Source organism: uncultured Granulicatella sp. (assembly GCF_963515095.1).
Classification (GTDB): domain Bacteria; phylum Bacillota; class Bacilli; order Lactobacillales; family Aerococcaceae; genus Granulicatella.
The window spans coordinates 42,084-60,132 of record NZ_CAUPXD010000005.1; the positions used below are offsets into that span (position 1 = coordinate 42,084).

Annotated in this window: 15 protein-coding genes; 13 read left to right on the forward strand and 2 right to left on the reverse strand. The window is 32.9% G+C overall.

Features of this window, described 5'->3' with window-relative positions:
• The first annotated feature begins 379 nt into the window (after positions 1–379).
• The 11 genes from RWL86_RS02375 to RWL86_RS02425 all read left to right on the forward strand — a co-directional run bounded on the left by RWL86_RS02375 (position 380) and on the right by RWL86_RS02425 (position 12,822).
• Complete coding sequence (locus RWL86_RS02375; protein WP_314076996.1) at positions 380–1,999, forward strand: ABC transporter ATP-binding protein; 1,620 nt, start codon at positions 380–382, stop codon at positions 1,997–1,999.
• Positions 2,000–2,362: 363 nt separating this feature from the next.
• Positions 2,363–3,961 carry an ABC transporter ATP-binding protein gene (locus RWL86_RS02380; protein WP_314076997.1) on the forward strand — a complete coding sequence of 533 codons (1,599 nt, stop codon included), beginning with the start codon at positions 2,363–2,365 and terminating at the stop codon, positions 3,959–3,961.
• Between the two features lie 39 nt (positions 3,962–4,000).
• On the forward strand, positions 4,001–4,174 hold the full coding sequence (locus tag RWL86_RS02385) for a hypothetical protein (RefSeq protein ID WP_314076998.1): 174 nt from the start codon (positions 4,001–4,003) through the stop codon (positions 4,172–4,174).
• Positions 4,175–4,431: 257 nt separating this feature from the next.
• A complete protein-coding gene (locus tag RWL86_RS02390) occupies positions 4,432–5,376 on the forward strand; it encodes an ABC transporter permease (RefSeq protein ID WP_006703530.1) in 945 nt (314 codons plus the stop codon).
• Positions 5,376–6,356 (forward strand): ABC transporter permease, encoded by a 981-nt coding sequence (locus RWL86_RS02395; RefSeq protein WP_314076999.1) that lies wholly within the window; start codon positions 5,376–5,378, stop codon positions 6,354–6,356. The genes RWL86_RS02390 and RWL86_RS02395 overlap by 1 nt, the downstream gene beginning before the upstream one ends.
• Before the next feature lie 9 nt (positions 6,357–6,365).
• On the forward strand, positions 6,366–7,409 hold the full coding sequence (locus RWL86_RS02400; protein ID WP_314077000.1) for an ABC transporter ATP-binding protein: 1,044 nt from the start codon (positions 6,366–6,368) through the stop codon (positions 7,407–7,409).
• Entirely contained in the window at positions 7,402–8,319 is a 918-nt protein-coding gene (locus tag RWL86_RS02405) for an ATP-binding cassette domain-containing protein (RefSeq protein ID WP_314077001.1), read from the forward strand. Before RWL86_RS02400 ends, RWL86_RS02405 begins: the two co-directional genes overlap by 8 nt.
• Before the next feature lie 120 nt (positions 8,320–8,439).
• The gene (gene acpP / locus RWL86_RS02410) at positions 8,440–8,682 is read left to right on the forward strand and encodes an acyl carrier protein (protein ID WP_006703534.1); all 243 of its coding nucleotides are present in this window, start codon (positions 8,440–8,442) and stop codon (positions 8,680–8,682) included.
• A 202-nt stretch (positions 8,683–8,884) separates the two neighbouring features.
• On the forward strand, positions 8,885–10,672 hold the full coding sequence (locus RWL86_RS02415; protein WP_314077002.1) for an oligopeptide ABC transporter substrate-binding protein: 1,788 nt from the start codon (positions 8,885–8,887) through the stop codon (positions 10,670–10,672).
• Positions 10,673–10,805: 133 nt separating this feature from the next.
• Entirely contained in the window at positions 10,806–12,146 is a 1,341-nt protein-coding gene (locus RWL86_RS02420; protein ID WP_314077003.1) for a DEAD/DEAH box helicase family protein, read from the forward strand.
• Between the two features lies 1 nt (position 12,147).
• Complete coding sequence (locus RWL86_RS02425) at positions 12,148–12,822, forward strand: ComF family protein (protein ID WP_314077004.1); 675 nt, start codon at positions 12,148–12,150, stop codon at positions 12,820–12,822.
• Between the two features lie 73 nt (positions 12,823–12,895).
• Here the strand turns inward: RWL86_RS02425 and RWL86_RS02430 are convergent, their stop codons facing one another.
• On the reverse strand, positions 12,896–13,276 hold the full coding sequence (locus RWL86_RS02430) for a hypothetical protein (protein WP_314077005.1): 381 nt from the start codon (positions 13,274–13,276) through the stop codon (positions 12,896–12,898).
• A 192-nt stretch (positions 13,277–13,468) separates the two neighbouring features.
• A complete protein-coding gene (locus tag RWL86_RS02435) occupies positions 13,469–14,563 on the reverse strand; it encodes a glycerol dehydrogenase (RefSeq protein ID WP_314077006.1) in 1,095 nt (364 codons plus the stop codon).
• A 308-nt stretch (positions 14,564–14,871) separates the two neighbouring features.
• On the opposite strand from RWL86_RS02435, the gene hpf reads away from it, so the two are divergent.
• Positions 14,872–15,420, forward strand: coding sequence for a ribosome hibernation-promoting factor, HPF/YfiA family (gene hpf / locus RWL86_RS02440; protein ID WP_314077007.1), 549 nt, complete (start codon positions 14,872–14,874; stop codon positions 15,418–15,420).
• 156 nt (positions 15,421–15,576) lie between these two features.
• Positions 15,577–18,018 carry a preprotein translocase subunit SecA gene (gene secA / locus RWL86_RS02445; protein ID WP_314077008.1) on the forward strand — a complete coding sequence of 814 codons (2,442 nt, stop codon included), beginning with the start codon at positions 15,577–15,579 and terminating at the stop codon, positions 18,016–18,018.
• Positions 18,019–18,049 lie beyond the last annotated feature (31 nt).

Sequence of the window (18,049 nt, forward strand, 5' to 3'; positions counted from 1 at the left end):
CACTGAGACTTAATGTGTAGAACAAATAGTGGAGTATTTCATATCAGCATGTTTTCTGTAGTGACCCCAAAAAGTTTAACTTTTTGAGGTCACTTCATTTTTGCGTAAATGACTTTGTCTATAGTAGCAAAGGACGGCAGCAAACCTTTGGTTTTATTTCTGCTGCTACTATGATAAACCATTGTTCATTGTCAAAATATGTTTTGTGTAGAAATTTTATTGAGAAATTTTCTAATCGTATTGTTTTTTTTTTTTTTTTAATTGAACTATAATCTGAATTGGAAGTGGTTTAATCTTCTAAAATTTAATGTGAAGGAGGTAACATCATGTTTTTTAATCGAGTAATGTTTGTATTATAGATTTTTATGGAGGAATTTTAATGTATCGTTATATTCGTAAAAGTATGAAACCATTTATTGCCTTTTCTTTCGTTAGTATGCTTGGGGCAGTATCTGTTGTTTTTATGGCTTATATTATTAATTTATTAGTGGAAACTATCACCGAAGGTAAATTTGAAAATTTTATATGGATTGCAGTTTTATCCTTTGTTTATGTATTGATTGATTCATATTTAGATTATGCAGTAGATGTTGTAAATGAAAGACTTACGCAGGAATTAATGTATCACATTCGAGAAGATTTACTCGAATCAATTGAAAGTCAATCCATTGTGGAGTTTGAAAAATTAGGTAGAGATTACTACTTAAATATGTACACAAAAGATTTAGAAACTATTGAAAGTGATTATATTAAAGAATTGTTAAGTATGTACAATGATGTATGGGTTTTTATTTTAGGATTCGTATCTGCCATAGTCATTAGTCCTTTATTTGCTATTTTAATGATTGGATTAAGTTCATTACCATTTGCGTTGCCATATTTTTCAAGAAAAATTTTAGGAAATGCAAAATTAAATTTATCTCAAATCAATGAAAAGTATTTATCGTTATTAACAGAGATATTCGATTCTTTTACAACTTTAAAAGTATATGATGTTTTTCCGTTATTCAATAAACGTTTAAGAAGTAAAAGTCGTGATTTAGTAGAAGCAAAGGTATACGTAACTCATACTAATAAATTTGTTTATGCAATTTCTTATGGATTGAGAATGTTTGTAAATGTATTCTCTTGGGTATTAGGAGGTTATTTTGTATTAAACCATTCGGTTACTTTAGCAGTATTTTTTACAATTAAACAATTAACACAATATGTAGCATATCCTATTCAAGGATTTGGAGCGAGTTATACGGAAGTAGTCGCTGCTAAAAGTGTAAAAGATAAAGTGTTTGAAATCATTGATCAAAGAAACATTGAAGCTGTAAAAGAAGAATCTAATATCCAAAAAATTATTTTTGAAGATTTTTCGGTAAATTTTGATGAAAAACTAATATTTCAACATTTGAATCTTCAATTAGAAAAAGGGAAGAAGTATCTTTTGATTGGTGAAAGTGGTAGTGGAAAATCAACCTTTTTAAAATCACTGATTGGTTCAATTCCTGTTGAAAATCAGTCATTGAAATTTCAATTAGAAAATGGAAAATTGTTGGATAGTTCTGAATTAGAAAAAATTTCTCATCAAATTTCTTATATTGGACAAGAAACTTCACTATTTCAATTATCATTAAAAGAGAATATTAGTTTACAAAATTCAATTACTGATTCTCAGTTTCAAGCGTTATGTAAGCAAGTTGGATTAGAAAAATGGGCGGATCAGTCAACGGAGTTTGATAGTATTCTTTCGACTGCTTCTGGTGGTGAAAAGAGAAGAATTGATTTGGCGAGATTATTATTCTTTGATAGAGAAATTTTATTATTTGATGAACCGACTGCTGGGTTGGATTCTCAGAATCGCTTGAAAGTAGAAGAAGTAGTGAAACAGTTAGAAAATAAATTAATCGTTTATAGTACACATCAATATGATGATGAATTTATGCAACAATTTGATTATTGTTTAGAAATACAAGATGGAAGCATTGTGATGAGGGAGATAAATGCGTAAATGACTTTGTCTATAGTAGCAAAGAGGACGCAAGCAGCCTCGCTTAGCGAGTCTCATTGCTAAACTTTGAGCCTAGGGTCTCAAAGTTTCCTGTATTAGAAGTCGAAGCGACTTCTAATACTAGTGCTACTATGAAAAGTCATTACTTGTTTCATGAAAGGGAGTATCGGTTAGAAGTGGAATACGTAAAGCGTAAACGACTTTATCTATAGTAGCAGAAAGGACGGCAGGAGTGATAGAAGTCAAAGTGACTTCTATTACTGCTATTTCTATGAAAAGGCATATTCTTTTAGAATACTATTTACTAAAACACTACTTTGCGATATAGTGAACAATAATACTGAAAAAAAGGAGAAATGAAATATGCTGAGTTTATTAAAATTATTCCAATCGATTCCAAAGAAAATTCTTTTGCTCATTGTTATTGGGATGGGTATTACGGCATTGGATGGAATTGTAATTCCTTATTTTATTTCTAATTTAATCGAAGTGGGAACTTCTAAAAAGGTTTCGGATTTAGTACTGATTTCGATTGTTGGGATATTAGGGTATGGTTTTGTTCGTTTTGGAGTGTTTATTTGGGATGAATTTCAACAACGACTATTAAAATTATTGTCTATTCAAACGAAAGAAAAACTGATTACGAATTATTATGAAGGTGACTTTGAACAAAGTGAAGTGGAATCCATTTTATTAACGGAATGGAATGTGATTCAACAACAAGGGATTGTTTCACTCATTAGTTTTGTCTATTGTCTGACTTTTTCGTTTGTTACCTTTATTTATATTGCTATTTTAGATTTGAAAATGACAATTATTTTCTTAGCGTTTGCGATTTTACCTTTGCTCATTCCGCATTTGTTTACGAAGAAGATTAAAGTGAAGGCACAAGAGTGGTCGCAGAATAATCAACAATATATTGAACGGCAACATGAGTTTATTGATTATAAGCGTGTGATTAAAAATTTTCGAGTAGAATCGATTGCCATTTCGAATTTGGGTAGTAAAATTCGTGCAACGGAAGAAGATTATTATCAAATGAATCATTTACGTTTTCTTTCAAAAATATTAGCGAATTTAGTATCCGGAATTAGTTCTTTTCTTCCTTTAGCAATTGGTGTTTATTTTTCTATTCAAGGTGAGTTGAAATTATCCGTTGTCATGGCAATTTATTTAGCAAGTGATCGTATTATTAGTCCATTATTAAATGCGATGGATTTTTATCAAAAAATGAATACAACGATTCCAATGGTTCAGCGAATGAATAAATATTTGGAATTTGAACCGATGAAGGAAGAAGAAGTACTTGTCACAGAAGTTTTTCCTATTCAATTAACGAATATTCATTTGACATTAAAAGAACATACGATTTTGCAGGAGTTACACTTTATGATGAATAAAGGAGAACGTATTTTATTAATGGGGCCATCAGGAAGTGGGAAAACAACTTTATTAGATTGTATTTATGGAGATATTCATCCACAAGCTGGACAAATAAGCTTTGCAGGAGTCGAGGCATCTGAGACGAATAATGCTTTTCAAAAAGCTAAGATTGGCTATTTTATGCAAGAATCTACTGTTTTCATGAATTCATTAGCGTTTAATCTAACACTTGGTGAAGAGTATTCTGTAGAACAGATGGAGAATGTTCTAAAAGAAGTGCATTTGTCTTATTTACTTGAACGATATGATTTAATAGATGAAACTGTAAATTTAGTTGACAATTTATCTGGAGGAGAAAAAGCCCGATTATGTTTAGCTCGATTATTGCTTCGTTCTTATGAAGTATTATTAATCGATGAATTTTCTTCTGCTGTTGATGAAGAAACAACTACTTTTATTCGAGACCTATTAAAAGAAAGACAAATTAGTTTCATTGAAATTTCTCATCGTATACCGAAACATCCAGAGGACTATCATAAGATTTATGTGTTGGAAGATGGGAAGTTGTCTATTAAGTAAAGTTTTTTCAAGTTGTAAAATGTAAGAGGAGGTTATGTTATGGCAACAGAAAGTTTTGTAAGGAATATTATATTTCATCATAATCACGCAGATGCATTGGTTAAAGCGCTGAAAAATAATCAAAAGCCTAATTTAACCGAAGTTTCTGCTAAGACCTTAAGTGGGGAAGAAGTATCAAATTTTGTTCGCCAGTTAAAGGAGTCTAGAAAGTGAAATATCAAATTTTAACTTTACGACTAATGATGAATGAATAAACTAAAATTATAAAATCTACTATACCGACCCCAAAAAGTTAGACTAAATATCTAACAGTTGGAGGTCGGTATTTTTATCATCTGTTATTTTTGTAGTTTTTACACTACATTTTCAAACTTTTTCAATCAAAATAATTGAATTATAAAAGCTAAAAATAGTATGATAGTTAAAACATTCTTTATTAAAAAGTGAAGAGTATTTTCAGGAGGAAGTACATGAATCAATATACGAAATATATTTTAAAACGGATTTTCTACATGATTGTTACATTGTTTTTAATTGCGACAATCACGTTTTTCTTAATGAAATTATTACCGGGTTCGCCATATGCGAATGAAGAAAATTTAACAGATGCTCAATTACAAATTATGAATGCAAAATATGGGTTGGATAAACCAGTTTGGATGCAATATTTCATTTATTTAGGTGGTTTAGTCCGATTAGATTTAGGAATGTCTTTCCAATATAATTCAACGGTTTTAAATTTATTATCTAGCCGTGTAGGCCCATCGTTCCAAATTGGGCTACAAGCATTAATTTTCGGTATGGGAATGGGTACATTGCTTGGACTAGTGGCAGCGATGAAACAAAATACAATTGTGGATACTGGAGCGACTTTCTTTGCGATTATTGGACGTTCAGTGCCGAGTTTTGTATTTGCAGTTGTTTTACAATTAGTATTCGGCGTTATTTTTCCGATTTTACCAATTGCATTATGGAATCAAGGGTTTATTTCTTCAATTTTACCGACTTTAGCATTATCCATTTCTCCAGTAGCGGATTCTGCTCGTTTTATTCGTACGGAAATGGTTGAAGTGTTACAGTCTGATTATATGGAATTAGCACGTGCAAAAGGTTTGAGCCGTATGGAAGTGGTCATGAAACATGGAGTACGTAATGCGTTGATTCCTTTAGTGACCATTGCTGGTCCAATGTTAGTTGGTTTAATGACAGGTTCAATGGTCATTGAAAATATTTTTGCCATTCCTGGTATTGGGGAGCAATTTGTTAAATCCATTTTAACAAATGATTATCCAACGATTATGGGTGTGACAATGATGTATTCATTTTTACTTGTTGTGACCATTTTAATTGTGGATTTACTATATGGATTTATTGATCCTAGAATTCGTTTAACACAAGGAGGAGAAGCTTCATAATGACAGAAAAAGTAGCATTTAAACGTGTAGCATCATCTTTTGAACAAGTAGAAAATATTTCACTTCCTCCTCAAAGTTTTTTACAAGATGCATGGAGACGATTGAAAAAAAATAAGGGAGCAGTTGTATCGTTAGGAATTGTAGTTCTCTTTATCATTCTTGCTTTATTAGCCCCTTTTATTAGTCCGCATAATCCATTGGAACAAAATGTTCAATTTGCGAATTTACCAGCTAAAATTCCTGGTATTTTTAAAGGGATGAGAGCGGGAGTAGATGCATATGCTCAAGCAGGAGTTCCTGAAGGGACTTATTACTATTTAGGAACAGATGGTTTAGGAAGAGATTTATTATCTCGAATTTTATATGGAACAAGATTATCATTATTAATTGCCTTTGCTGCAGCAATGTTTGATTTAACAGTAGGGGTATTATATGGGTTGATTTCTGGTTGGTTTGGTGGTCGTGTAGACACAGTGATGCAACGTATTTTAGAAATTATGACGGCTATTCCAAACTTAGTTATCTTAGTGTTAATGTTGTTATTTTTACAACCAGGTGTCGGTACGATTATTTTAGCCATTGGGGTTACAAGTTGGTTAACAATGGCTCGAGTTGTTCGTGCGCAAACCTTAAAATTAAAAAATTTAGAATATGTCCTAGCGTCTAAATCATTAGGACAAAGTTTTTGGAAAATTGCATTGAAACACCTATTACCAAATATTGCTGGAATTATTATTATTCAAACGATGTTTTCAATTCCTTCAGCGATTTTCTTTGAAGCATTTTTAAGTTTCTTAGGAATTGGGGTTCCAGTACCAAATGCTTCATTAGGTTCGCTCATTAATGATGGGTATAAAACATTTAGATTTTTACCACACTTAATGTGGTTCCCAGCGATTGTATTATGTATTTTAATGATTAGTTTTAATTTATTAGCAGATGGATTAAGAGATGCCTTTGATCCAAAAATGAAAGAATAGGAGAAATGTATGAGTGAAACAATTTTAAGTGTAAAAAATTTACAAGTATCCTTTCAAACATTTGATGGAAAAGTTCAAGCGGTTCGAGGGATAGATTTTGACTTGAAAAAAGGAGAAACTTTAGCGATTGTTGGTGAGTCTGGTTCAGGTAAATCTGTTACAACTAGATCCATTATGCAATTATTATCTGCAAATGCTTTAGTTGGAAATGGAGAAATTATTTTCGAACAAGAAAATATTTTAGAAAAATCAGAATCGGAAATGCAACAAATTCGTGGGAAGAAAATTGCGATGATTTTCCAAGACCCAATGACGTCATTAGACCCAACGATGAAAGTTGGCATGCAAGTGGCGGAATCAATGATCAAGCATTTAAAATTATCGAAGAAAGAAGCCTTGCAACAGGCCGTTCAATTATTAGAACAAGTCGGAATTCCAAATGCGGAAAAAAGAGTGAATGATTATCCGCATCAATTTTCTGGAGGACAAAGACAAAGAATTGTTATTGCGATTGCATTAGCATGTAATCCAGATATTTTAATTGCGGATGAACCAACGACTGCATTGGATGTAACGATTCAAGCACAAATTTTAGAATTATTAAAAGAAATTCAACAAAAGCAGGGCACTTCTATTATTTTTATTACGCATGATTTAGGTGTTGTAGCTAATGTTGCAGATAGAGTGGCTGTAATGTATGCTGGGAAGATTGTGGAATATGGACTAGTCGATGAAATTTTTTATAATCCAAGACATCCATATACTTGGGGATTATTATGCTCAATGCCTTCTTTAGAAGAAGAAGGATCCTTATATACGATTCCAGGAACACCGCCAGATTTATTAAATCCTCCAAAAGGAGATGCATTTGCTCTAAGAAGCGATTATGCATTAGATATTGATTTTGAAGAAATGCCACCAATGTTTGCTGTATCGAATACACATGCTGCAGCAACATGGTTATTAGATGAACGTGCTCCAAAAGTAGATCCACCGGAAGAAATTCAAAAACGCTGGGCACAATTTGAAAGTAGGAGAGTGACAAATGAGTAAACGTAAATTAGTCGAAGTTAAAGGCTTAAAGTGTTACTTTGGTTCTTCTTCGAAACAAGTTGTAAAAGCTGTCGATGATATTAGTTTTGAAATTTTTGAAGGCGAGACTTTCGGTCTTGTTGGAGAATCCGGTTCAGGAAAGTCTACAACAGGTCGTTCGATTTTGCGATTGAATGATGCAACAGATGGACAAATTTTATTTGATGGAAAAGAAATTCCAACAAAAACAAAAGACTTGAAAGATTTTAGAAAACAGGCACAAATGATTTTCCAAGATCCATATGCTTCTTTAAATGGAAGAATGAAAGTTAGAGATATTATTGCTGAAGGAATGGATATCCACGGTATCGTTAAAACTCGCGCAGAAAGAGATGCAAAAGTAAACGAATTGTTGAAAATGGTGGGATTGAATCCAGAACATGCCAATCGTTATCCACATGAATTTTCTGGTGGGCAACGTCAAAGAATCGGGATTGCAAGAGCTCTAGCTGTAAATCCTCGTTTTATTGTCTGTGATGAGCCAATTTCAGCATTAGATGTATCGATTCAAGCACAAATCGTTAATTTATTAAAAAAATTACAAAAAGAGCAACAATTAACGTATTTATTTATTGCGCATGATTTATCGATGGTAAAATATATTAGTGATCGAATTGCAGTGATGTATCAAGGAAAAATCGTAGAATTAGGAACTGCTGATGAAGTGTATCATCAACCATTCCATCCGTATACGAAGAGTCTATTATCAGCAATTCCTTTACCAGATCCTCAATATGAAAGAAATCGTAAAAGAGTGATTTATCAGCCAACTGTTCAAAATGAACCAGAAGAAATGTTTGAAATTACTCCAGGACATTTTGTACTAACTACAAAAGAACAAGCTGAAATTTTGAAAAACAGTTTATCATAGTACTATATAAAATAAAGTGCTTTCAAAAGAAATGATAGACAATAAAGCCAAATTTGAGTAAAATAAGAGTATATCCATTAGGAGTGTAGGGAGAAATCGCTTAGACAAGGAGGACTACAAATGTCAGAGCAAGAAGTATTAGACAAGGTAATTCAATTAATTTCGGAACGTTTTAGTGTCGATGTATTAAAAATTACAAAAGATACAACATTCCAAGAAGACTTAGGTGCTGATTCATTAGATGTTGTTGAATTAGTCATGGAATTAGAAGATGCATTCGGAATTCAGATTTCTGATGAAGATGCGGAACAAATTGTTACAATTGGAGATGCTGTGAACTATATTGTTAGTCAACAAGCATAAGAAAAAAACGAGCTCAGGCTCGTTTTTTTGTATGTAAAAATTTTCTATAACTATAAAAGGTTATAATTATAACATATAGATATAGAAAGTTCATTAAAAATAGATGAAAAAAACGTTAGAAAATGAAATAAATATTGAAATGCATCATAAACAGTGTTAGTATCGAAACATTCATTAGTTTTTTTAACTTAGGAGGGATAATATGAATAACAAGAAATTATATACAGGATTTCTTAGCGTTACAGCTGCATTAGCATTAGCGGCATGTGGTAACAAACAACAATCTACTTCATCAGTACAAGCACCTGTTGAAGATGGATTTAAAACAGAAGTGGTAAACGAAGGTACGCCAATTAGTGGTGGGACACTAAATGTGGCACAAGTATCTAACTCACCATTTAAGGGATTATTTAACCCTGTTTTATATATCGACTCTGGTGACGGTGCAGTTGTAGATATGGCATATTCAAGCTTATTTGAATATGATGCAAACCAAAAAATCGATAATAGTAGAGGGATGGCTGATTACAAATTAGACATCGAAAATAAAACATTTACAGTGCATTTGAAAAAAGGTGACTATAAATGGTCAGACGGACAACCTTTAAACATTGATGACTATATTTTCACTTATGAAGTGATTAGTCGTAAAGATTATGAAGGGGTTCGTTTCTCTGAAGATTTTTTAAATGTTGAAGGAGTAGAAGAATTCCACGAAGGAAAAGCATCATCTATTTCAGGTTTAGAAAAAATCGATGATCAAACTGTAAAAATTCATTTAAAAGAAGTTTATCCAGCACTTGAACTTGGGGGACAAGCGATTAATGCTCTAGTAATTCCAAAACATATCTTTAAAGATATGAGCTATCAAGATATGATTACATCAGATTACTCTCGTACAACAGTTGTTGGTAGCGGTCCATTCGTAATCAAAAATATTGTACCAGGTGAATCTGTAAGCTTTGAGAAAAACCCATACTACTATAAAGGTCAACCAAAAATTGATGTAAAATTAGACGTTGTAAGTAGTGAACAAATTGTTTCAGAATTAAAAGCTGGTCACTATGATTACGTTAGTGGAATGCCTTCTGATCAATATGAAACATTTAAAGATCTTGACAATATTTCATTATTAGGATTAATGACAAACTCAATTAGTTATACTGGTTTCAATGTTGGACATTTTGATGCTGCTAAAGGGGAACATGTAATTGATCCTTCAAAGAAAATGAATGATGTTGCATTACGTAAGGCAGTTGCTTATGCAATCGATAATGATACTATCGGTAAAGATACTTACCATGGTTTATCAGTTCGTGCTAATACATTATTATCACCATTCTTTAAAGGCGTATATGTAGGAAAAGACGTTGTACCTGGATTTGAATACAACCCTGAAAAAGCAAAAGAAATCTTAAAAGAAGCTGGCTATAAAGATGTTGATGGCGATGGACTTGTAGAAGATAAAGAAGGAAAACCATTAGTGATTAACTTCTTAGCTGCTAAAGGTAGTGAAACTGCTGAAGCAGTATTACAACAATACTTGACATGGTGGAAAGAAGTTGGATTAAATGTACAATTATTAAATGGTCGTACATTAGACTTCCAAACTTATGCTGAAAAACTACAAAAATATGCTGATGACTTCGATATGTGGACAGGTGGATTTACAATCGGTTATAACCCATCTCCAGATGGATTATATGGACCTAAAGCTGCCTTCAACTTTGGTCACTTTGTAGAACCTAAACATACAGCATTATTAGAACGTATCTCTTCAAATGAAACATTTGATGAAAATGTTAAAAAACAATTATTCTTAGAATGGCAACAATACGTTCAAGAAAACCCATTTGCAATTCCTCGTTTCAATACATTTGAATTAACAGCTGTTAATAAACGTGTTAAGAAAGTTAATATCACTCCAGATAAAGCAACTGGATGGGAAGAAATTGAGTTAGTAGCTGATAAAGGTGTCGCTTCTAAATAATCTTCATCTTGAATGAATTTAATCGTATATAAAGCAAACATCCCAAATGGGATGTTTGTTTTTTTATACATTTTTATCGTAGCAGCGAATTTTTTCACTGTTTTTTTCGTATATAAAGATTGGAGGGGTGGTTATGGAAGAACAGGGTAGAATTCAAGTTAGATTTCAGTCACAAAGAGATTCTAGACTGGAAAAGATGGGAGAAGTATTGCCGGGATTCAATACAGAAAAAGGGAACTTTGTTTGCAATCGTTGTGGTAATCAAAATATGGAAGACTTTGCAGTAGGTCCATGCATTATTTGCCAGAAAAATTGTCATTATTGTTTAAAATGCTTGAATATGGGAAAAGTTAAAGAATGTTGTGTACTAGTAGCTGTTGAGGAGCAAACGCCAGCATTTTCACCACATTCTGTTCAGTTATATTATAAGCATACGATGTCTAAAGAACAGGAAAAACTTTCGCAAGAATTAGTAAAAGTAACGGATAAGGAGCATTTAGTATGGGCTGTTACTGGAGCAGGAAAGACCGAAATGATTTTTGAACTGATACGTACAGCTTTAGAAGCAGGAGGAAGAGTTGGTTTAGCAGCTCCAAGAATTGATGTATGTAATGAATTAGCTCCCAGAATTAAAGAAGCCTTTCCAAAGGAAGAAGTGACTGTTTTACATGGATTAACGGATGGAATTTATAAAAGGACAGCTCTCACCATTGCAACGACTCACCAAATGTTACGATTTTATCATGCATTTGATGTATTAATTGTAGATGAAGTAGATGCCTTTCCTTACTCGAATAGTGACATGTTACAATTTGCCGTTCATCGTGCAGTTAAACCAACGGGAAGGTTAGTCTTTATGACAGCAACGCCTTCAAAGTTAGAATTATACAAAATTCAACATCATCAACTATCGTATTCTTTATTACCGGCAAGATTCCATCGGAAACCTCTTGTTGTACCTCTGTTTAAGGAATTACGAAATTGGGATAGAGCTTTAGAAAAGAAGAAAATTCCACAAGAGTTATATCTCTGGATGAAGAAACGACTAGATGAAAAAATTCCATTTTTAGTATTTGTATCAACGATTGGGCAAATTCCAGCGGTGGAAGAGATGATGAGCCGAGCTTTTCCAAATGCAAAATTTTCCAGCGTTTCCTCTCAAGAGGAACAGCGACAAGAAAGGATACAATTAATGAGAGATGGAAGGTTAGATTTTTTAATTACAACAACGATTCTTGAAAGAGGCGTTACTTTTTATGGAATTGATGTAGCCGTAACAGAGGCTCAAGAAGAGATTTTTACTAGGGAAGTATTAGTACAAATTGCAGGAAGAGTAGGTAGAAGTGTGGATCATCCAGGAGGAGAAGTTGTCTATTTTTATGAAGGAATGAGTCGAGCAATGAAACAAGCAAAAAAAGAAATTGAATCACTAAATGAAGAAGCTAGAAAAAGAGGATTAATAGAAGGTGACTAAGATGCGTTGTGTATGGTGTAGAAATGATGTAACAGCAGATTTAGGAATTAGTTCTTTATTTCTATGGAATTCAAGACCGATTTGTAGGGAGTGTCAACAGTTATTTCACTCGTTGGAAAAGGAACCTACTTGCCCAGGATGTGGTCGTTTCATGGATGAAGCGACACTCTGTTATGACTGTATTCGCTGGAAAGAGATGGATTCTTATTTTCCAGTGAATCAAGCATTATATGTTTATGATGAACAGGCAAAAGAATTTATGGAACGATATAAATTCACGGGAGACTGTGCTGTAGCCTTTTTAATCCAAGAAGATTTGAAAAGGGTGTTAAAAACATATCTCAAGCAAGGGTATACGATTTGTCCACTTCCAACGTCTAAACAAAGTTTAGAAAAAAGAGAATTTGAATCGGTTGAGTACCTTCTAGAACTCTCGAAAATTCAGTATGAACAAATATTTCAGCATATTGGAAAAGGGAAAAAACAATCGGAAAAAACAAGAAAAGAGAGGATGAAGTTGCAACAACCCTTTGTGTTGAAAGAAGAGGTAAAGTTGCCGGATAAAATTTTACTGTTCGATGATATTTATACAACTGGAAAAACCATTCGACTAGCGGCTAAGTTATTACAGGAAAAAGGGATAGAGGACGTCAAATTGTTTACGGTATTTCGATAATATAATGAAATAAAAAAGGAATTAAGTTATTTAAAGTTACTTAATTCCTTTTAAACCTTAATATAAATATTATTTAAAATTTTGATAAAACAGTTAAAGAAATAACTACCCCAAAAACAAAAGCAAATGAAAAAAGGGATGTAATCAATTGGGTAAAAACATAAGTTTGTAAAACTTTTGGAATACCAATAATCAAAATGAGAAGAAGTAATCCAATAAAAAGATAGATTCCAACAGTTATTATACGAGATTTCAGTAGGTTGGTTTTGATTGAAAGAGTAATGACTAAAATAGTTAATACGATATTCAGGATAAATAGAATGAATATTCCTAAAAAAGCAGTATGATTATTTCTTAAAAAGTTAGGATAAAATATATTCGTCATTTGGATATTGAAAAAAGGTAGTAATAGATATAATAACAAACTAGTAGAAGCAATGATTCTTTTTAACATAATAACCCTCCGTTCAATTTTAATGATTCCAATGAATTTAGATGAATTTTTTACTTATATTATACTGTGTTTAATGAAGTATTTATATAGGGGTTATGAATTATTTAGGAAATATACAAAAAAATCAGCAGAAGCAGTTATCTGCTTGAGCTGATTGGTATTAATTTTTGAATAAAATATATTCTTCAAAAATTAAAATCGAGTTGTCACGTAATGATCAAGAGTGATTAGAGCATTGGCTACATCTTCAGCAGTATATTGAACAACCATTTGATGGATTGTTTCGCCATCTTGTGTAGCTAAACGACCGATTTTTAGTAAATCTTCATATGGTACAGTATCTAATTTTACTTCTTTTAATGTAGTTGGTAAGCCTAATTCTTTATAGAATGTAATATATTTATCTAATTCTTCTTTAGGACGATTTTCTAATAAAAGTTGTGTTAATGTACCATACGCTACTTTTTCACCGTGAGTAAGAGAGTGAATATCGCCATGTAAAGCAGTGAATCCATTATGGATGGCGTGAGCAGCAGCTAAACCAGCAGATTCAAAACCAATACCACTTAATAATGTGTTTGCTTCAACAACAGCTTCTAAAGCAGGAGTTACTACTTTTGCATTTGCTGCAGCTAATGCTTGAAGACCATTTTCAAATAAAGTAGATTCGCAAGCACGAGCAATAGCTTCTGAAGCGATTGTTGGAGTATCTCCTACCATTGTTTTTCCTTGAGCTTCGATCACTGCACGAGCTTCAACCCAAGTAGCAAGAGCATCTGCAATTCCTGAAACTAGTAAACGAACAGGAGAATGAGCGATAACATTTGTATCAATTAAAACTAATTCTGGGTTCTTTGTATAGAAACGATAACGTTCAAATACTCCTTCTGGAGAATAAATAACAGATAAAGCAGAAGTAGGTGCATCTGTAGAAGCAACTGTTGGTAAAATAGCTACAGGACATTGACAGTCATCTGCGATTGCTTTAGCAGTGTCAATTGTTTTACCACCGCCTAAACCAACAATGACTGTTAATTCGTGTTCTTTAGCAATTTCAGCTACACGACTAACTTCTTTGTTCGAAGCTTCACCATTGAAACTTTCATGGTAAACAGTTGCTCCAGCAGCAACTAAATTTTCTTCTAATTCTTTTCCGACTAAATCATAAACGATTGGGTCACATAGAAGAAGTAGTCGATTTCCTAGAGCTAAAACATGGGAAAGACCTGTTTTAAACACATCTTTTCCTTGAACATAACGAGATGGACTTGCAAAAACTTTTTCCATAAAACAACACTCCTTTGTGTTATAAGATATCTTTAATGTAATACTGAAAACGGTTTCCGTCAATAGCGCTTATCGATTAAATTCCTGAAACATTGGAAAATTGGATCGTTTTTGAGAAAAAATGAACAAATAAAAATGTAAAGTTAGAAAATGTTTAGGAATTCCTAAAGTTTTTTGAAAACGGTTGTAAAAAATAAGGAAAAGGTTTATAATGAAACCATAGAAAGAAATCAAAAGAAGGGATTCTTAAGAGTGGTCCTTAAGAGATTTCTTCAGTCTGGCATAGCCAGATGAAAGGGGAGATTATTATGTTCAAATATAATATTCGTGGAGAAAACATTGAAGTTACTGAAGCAATTCGTAATTATGCTGAAAAGAAACTTTCAAAATTAGAAAAATATTTTGGCGATGTTGCTAATGCAACAGTTCATGTTAACTTGAAAGTATATTCTGAAAAAACAGCAAAAGTTGAAGTAACAATTCCTCTTCCTTATTTAGTCTTACGTGCAGAAGAAACTTCTGGAGACCTATATGGTAGTATCGACTTAGTTGTTGATAAATTAGAAAGACAAGTTCGTAAATATAAAACAAAAATTAATCGTAAATCTCGTGAAAAAGGATTCGATATTCCTGTTGTACCGGCTGTACCAGAACCAGTTGAAGAAGATGAATCAGTATTAGAAATTGTTCGTACAAAACGAGTAGATTTAAAACCAATGGATAGTGAAGAAGCTGTCTTACAAATGAATATGTTAGGTCATAACTTCTTTATCTACCAAGATGCAGAAACAAATGAAACACATATTGTATATCGTCGTAAAGATGGTAAATATGGTTTGATTGAAACAAATGCATAAAAAACCTTCTTTTTAGGCATAGTTGGAAAAATTTTTCCAACTATGCCTTTTTTTCTTTTCTATTTTGAATAATGATGGTAAAATGAATAAGATGCAATTGGTATACTCATTTGCAAGATAGATGATTTAGAAAGAAAAATATAAAGGAGTCAGAGAATGGCAAATTTTTTAAAGCAATTAGTTGAAAATAACAAACGCGAAGTTCGTAAACTTGAAAAATTAGCGGATAAAGTAATTAGTTTGGAAAGTAAAATGGAAGCATTAAGTGATGCAGACTTTCCAGTAAAAACAGAGGAATTTAAAGCAAGATATGCTTCAGGAGAATCATTAGACAAATTACTACCAGAAGCATTCGCTTTAGTACGTGAAGGTGCTAAACGTGTGTTAGGTTTATTCCCGTATAAAGTTCAAATTATGGGAGGTATCACTCTACATAACGGAAATATTGCAGAGATGCGTACAGGGGAAGGTAAAACTTTAACAGCAACAATGCCTGTATATTTAAATGCACTTTCAGGTGATGGTGTACACGTAGTAACAGTTAATGAATATTTATCTACACGTGACGCAAAAGAAATGGGTGAATTATATAATTTCCTAGGATTAAGTGTAGGGGTAAACTTAACAGGTCAAACTCCAGAAGAAAAACGTGCTGCTTATTATGCAGATATTACTTATAGTACAAATAGTGAGTTAGGATTTGACTACTTACGTGATAACATGGTGGTTTATAAATCACAAATGGTACAACGTCCATTAAATTATGCAGTAGTTGACGAAACAGACTCAATTTTAATTGACGAAGCTCGTACACCATTAATTATTTCAGGACAAGCTGAAAAATCTACCGTATTATACCAACGTGCAGATTTCTTCGTTAAAGCATTAAAAGAAGATGAAGACTATACGATTGATTTAACTTCTAAATCTATTTCATTAACAGATGAAGGGATTAATAAAGCGGAACAAACTTTCCGTCTACCAAACTTATATGATGTGGACAATTCAGCATTAGTTCACCACATTGACCAAGCTTTACGTGCGAATTACATTATGATCCGAGATATCGATTATGTAGTAGATGAAGGGCAAGTAAAAATTGTAGATGGATTTACAGGTCGTATTATGGAAGGTCGTCGTTATTCAGATGGATTACACCAAGCGATTGAAGCAAAAGAAGGTGTAGAAGTTGAAAATGAATCTAAAACAATGGCGACAATTACTTACCAAAACTTCTTCCGTATGTATCGTAAATTATCAGGTATGACAGGGACTGCTAAAACGGAAGAAGAAGAATTCCGTGAAATTTATAATATGAATGTTATTACGATTCCAACAAACCGTCCTGTTCAACGTATTGATGCTCATGATGTGATTTATCCATCATTGAAGAGTAAATTTAAAGCGGTAGTACGTGATATTAAAGAACGTCATGAAAAAGGACAACCAATTCTTGTTGGTACAGTAGCTGTAGAAACAAGTGAGTTAATTTCACAAATGCTACATCAAGAAGGAATTCCTCATGAAGTATTAAATGCTAAAAACCACTTCAAAGAAGCAGAAATCGTTATGATGGCTGGACAACGTGGTGCTGTTACAATTGCCACAAACATGGCAGGTCGTGGAACAGACATTAAGTTAGGTAAAGGCGTTAAAGAATTAGGTGGTTTATGTGTTATCGGAACAGAGCGTCATGAAAGCCGTCGTATTGATAATCAGTTACGTGGACGTTCTGGACGTCAAGGAGATCCAGGTGCGACTCAATTCTATCTATCATTGGAAGATGACTTAATGAAACGTTTCGGTGGAGAAAGAATGCAAGCCATTTGGGAAAGATTAAATATTGACGAAAATGGAGACGACAACTTCATTCAAAGTAAAATGTTATCTCGTCAAGTAGAATCTTCTCAAAAACGTGTAGAAGGAAATAACTATGATACACGTAAAAACGTATTACAATATGACGAAGTGATGCGTGAACAACGTGAAATCATTTATTCACAAAGACTACAAATTATTAATGAAGAAAATTCATTAGAAAAAATAACAAAATCAATGATTCGTAGAACAATTCACCGTATGGTTGAAAATCATACTTTAGGTGAAAAGAAAACTTGGGATTTAGAAAGCTTAGTAGATTTCGCAGCAAATGCAATTTGTCATCCAGAGGAAATTTCATTATCAGACTTAAAAGGAAAAACTCCATCAGAAATTGAAGGTCTATTAAATGAAAAAGCAATGGAAATTTACAAAGAAAAACAAGAGCAATTAAATGGGGATTCTCAAATGCTTGAGTTTGAAAAAGTTGTGATTTTACGTGTAGTTGACCGTAAATGGACGGATCATATCGATGATATGGATCAATTGCGTGAGGGTGTAGGTTTACGTGGATATGCACAAATCGACCCATTAACAGAATATCAAACAGAAGGATTCAATCGTTTCCAACAAATGATTGCTGCCATTGATTATGATGTGACTCGTATCTTGATGAAATCTCAAATTCGTCAAAACTTACAACGCGAACAAGTGCAAGGTGCTAGAAGTGTGATTGCTCAAGGGCATGATCGTCCAACTGAAGAACCAGAACAAGCATAATAAGAAGTAGGCTGGGCAAAAGTCCAGCCTA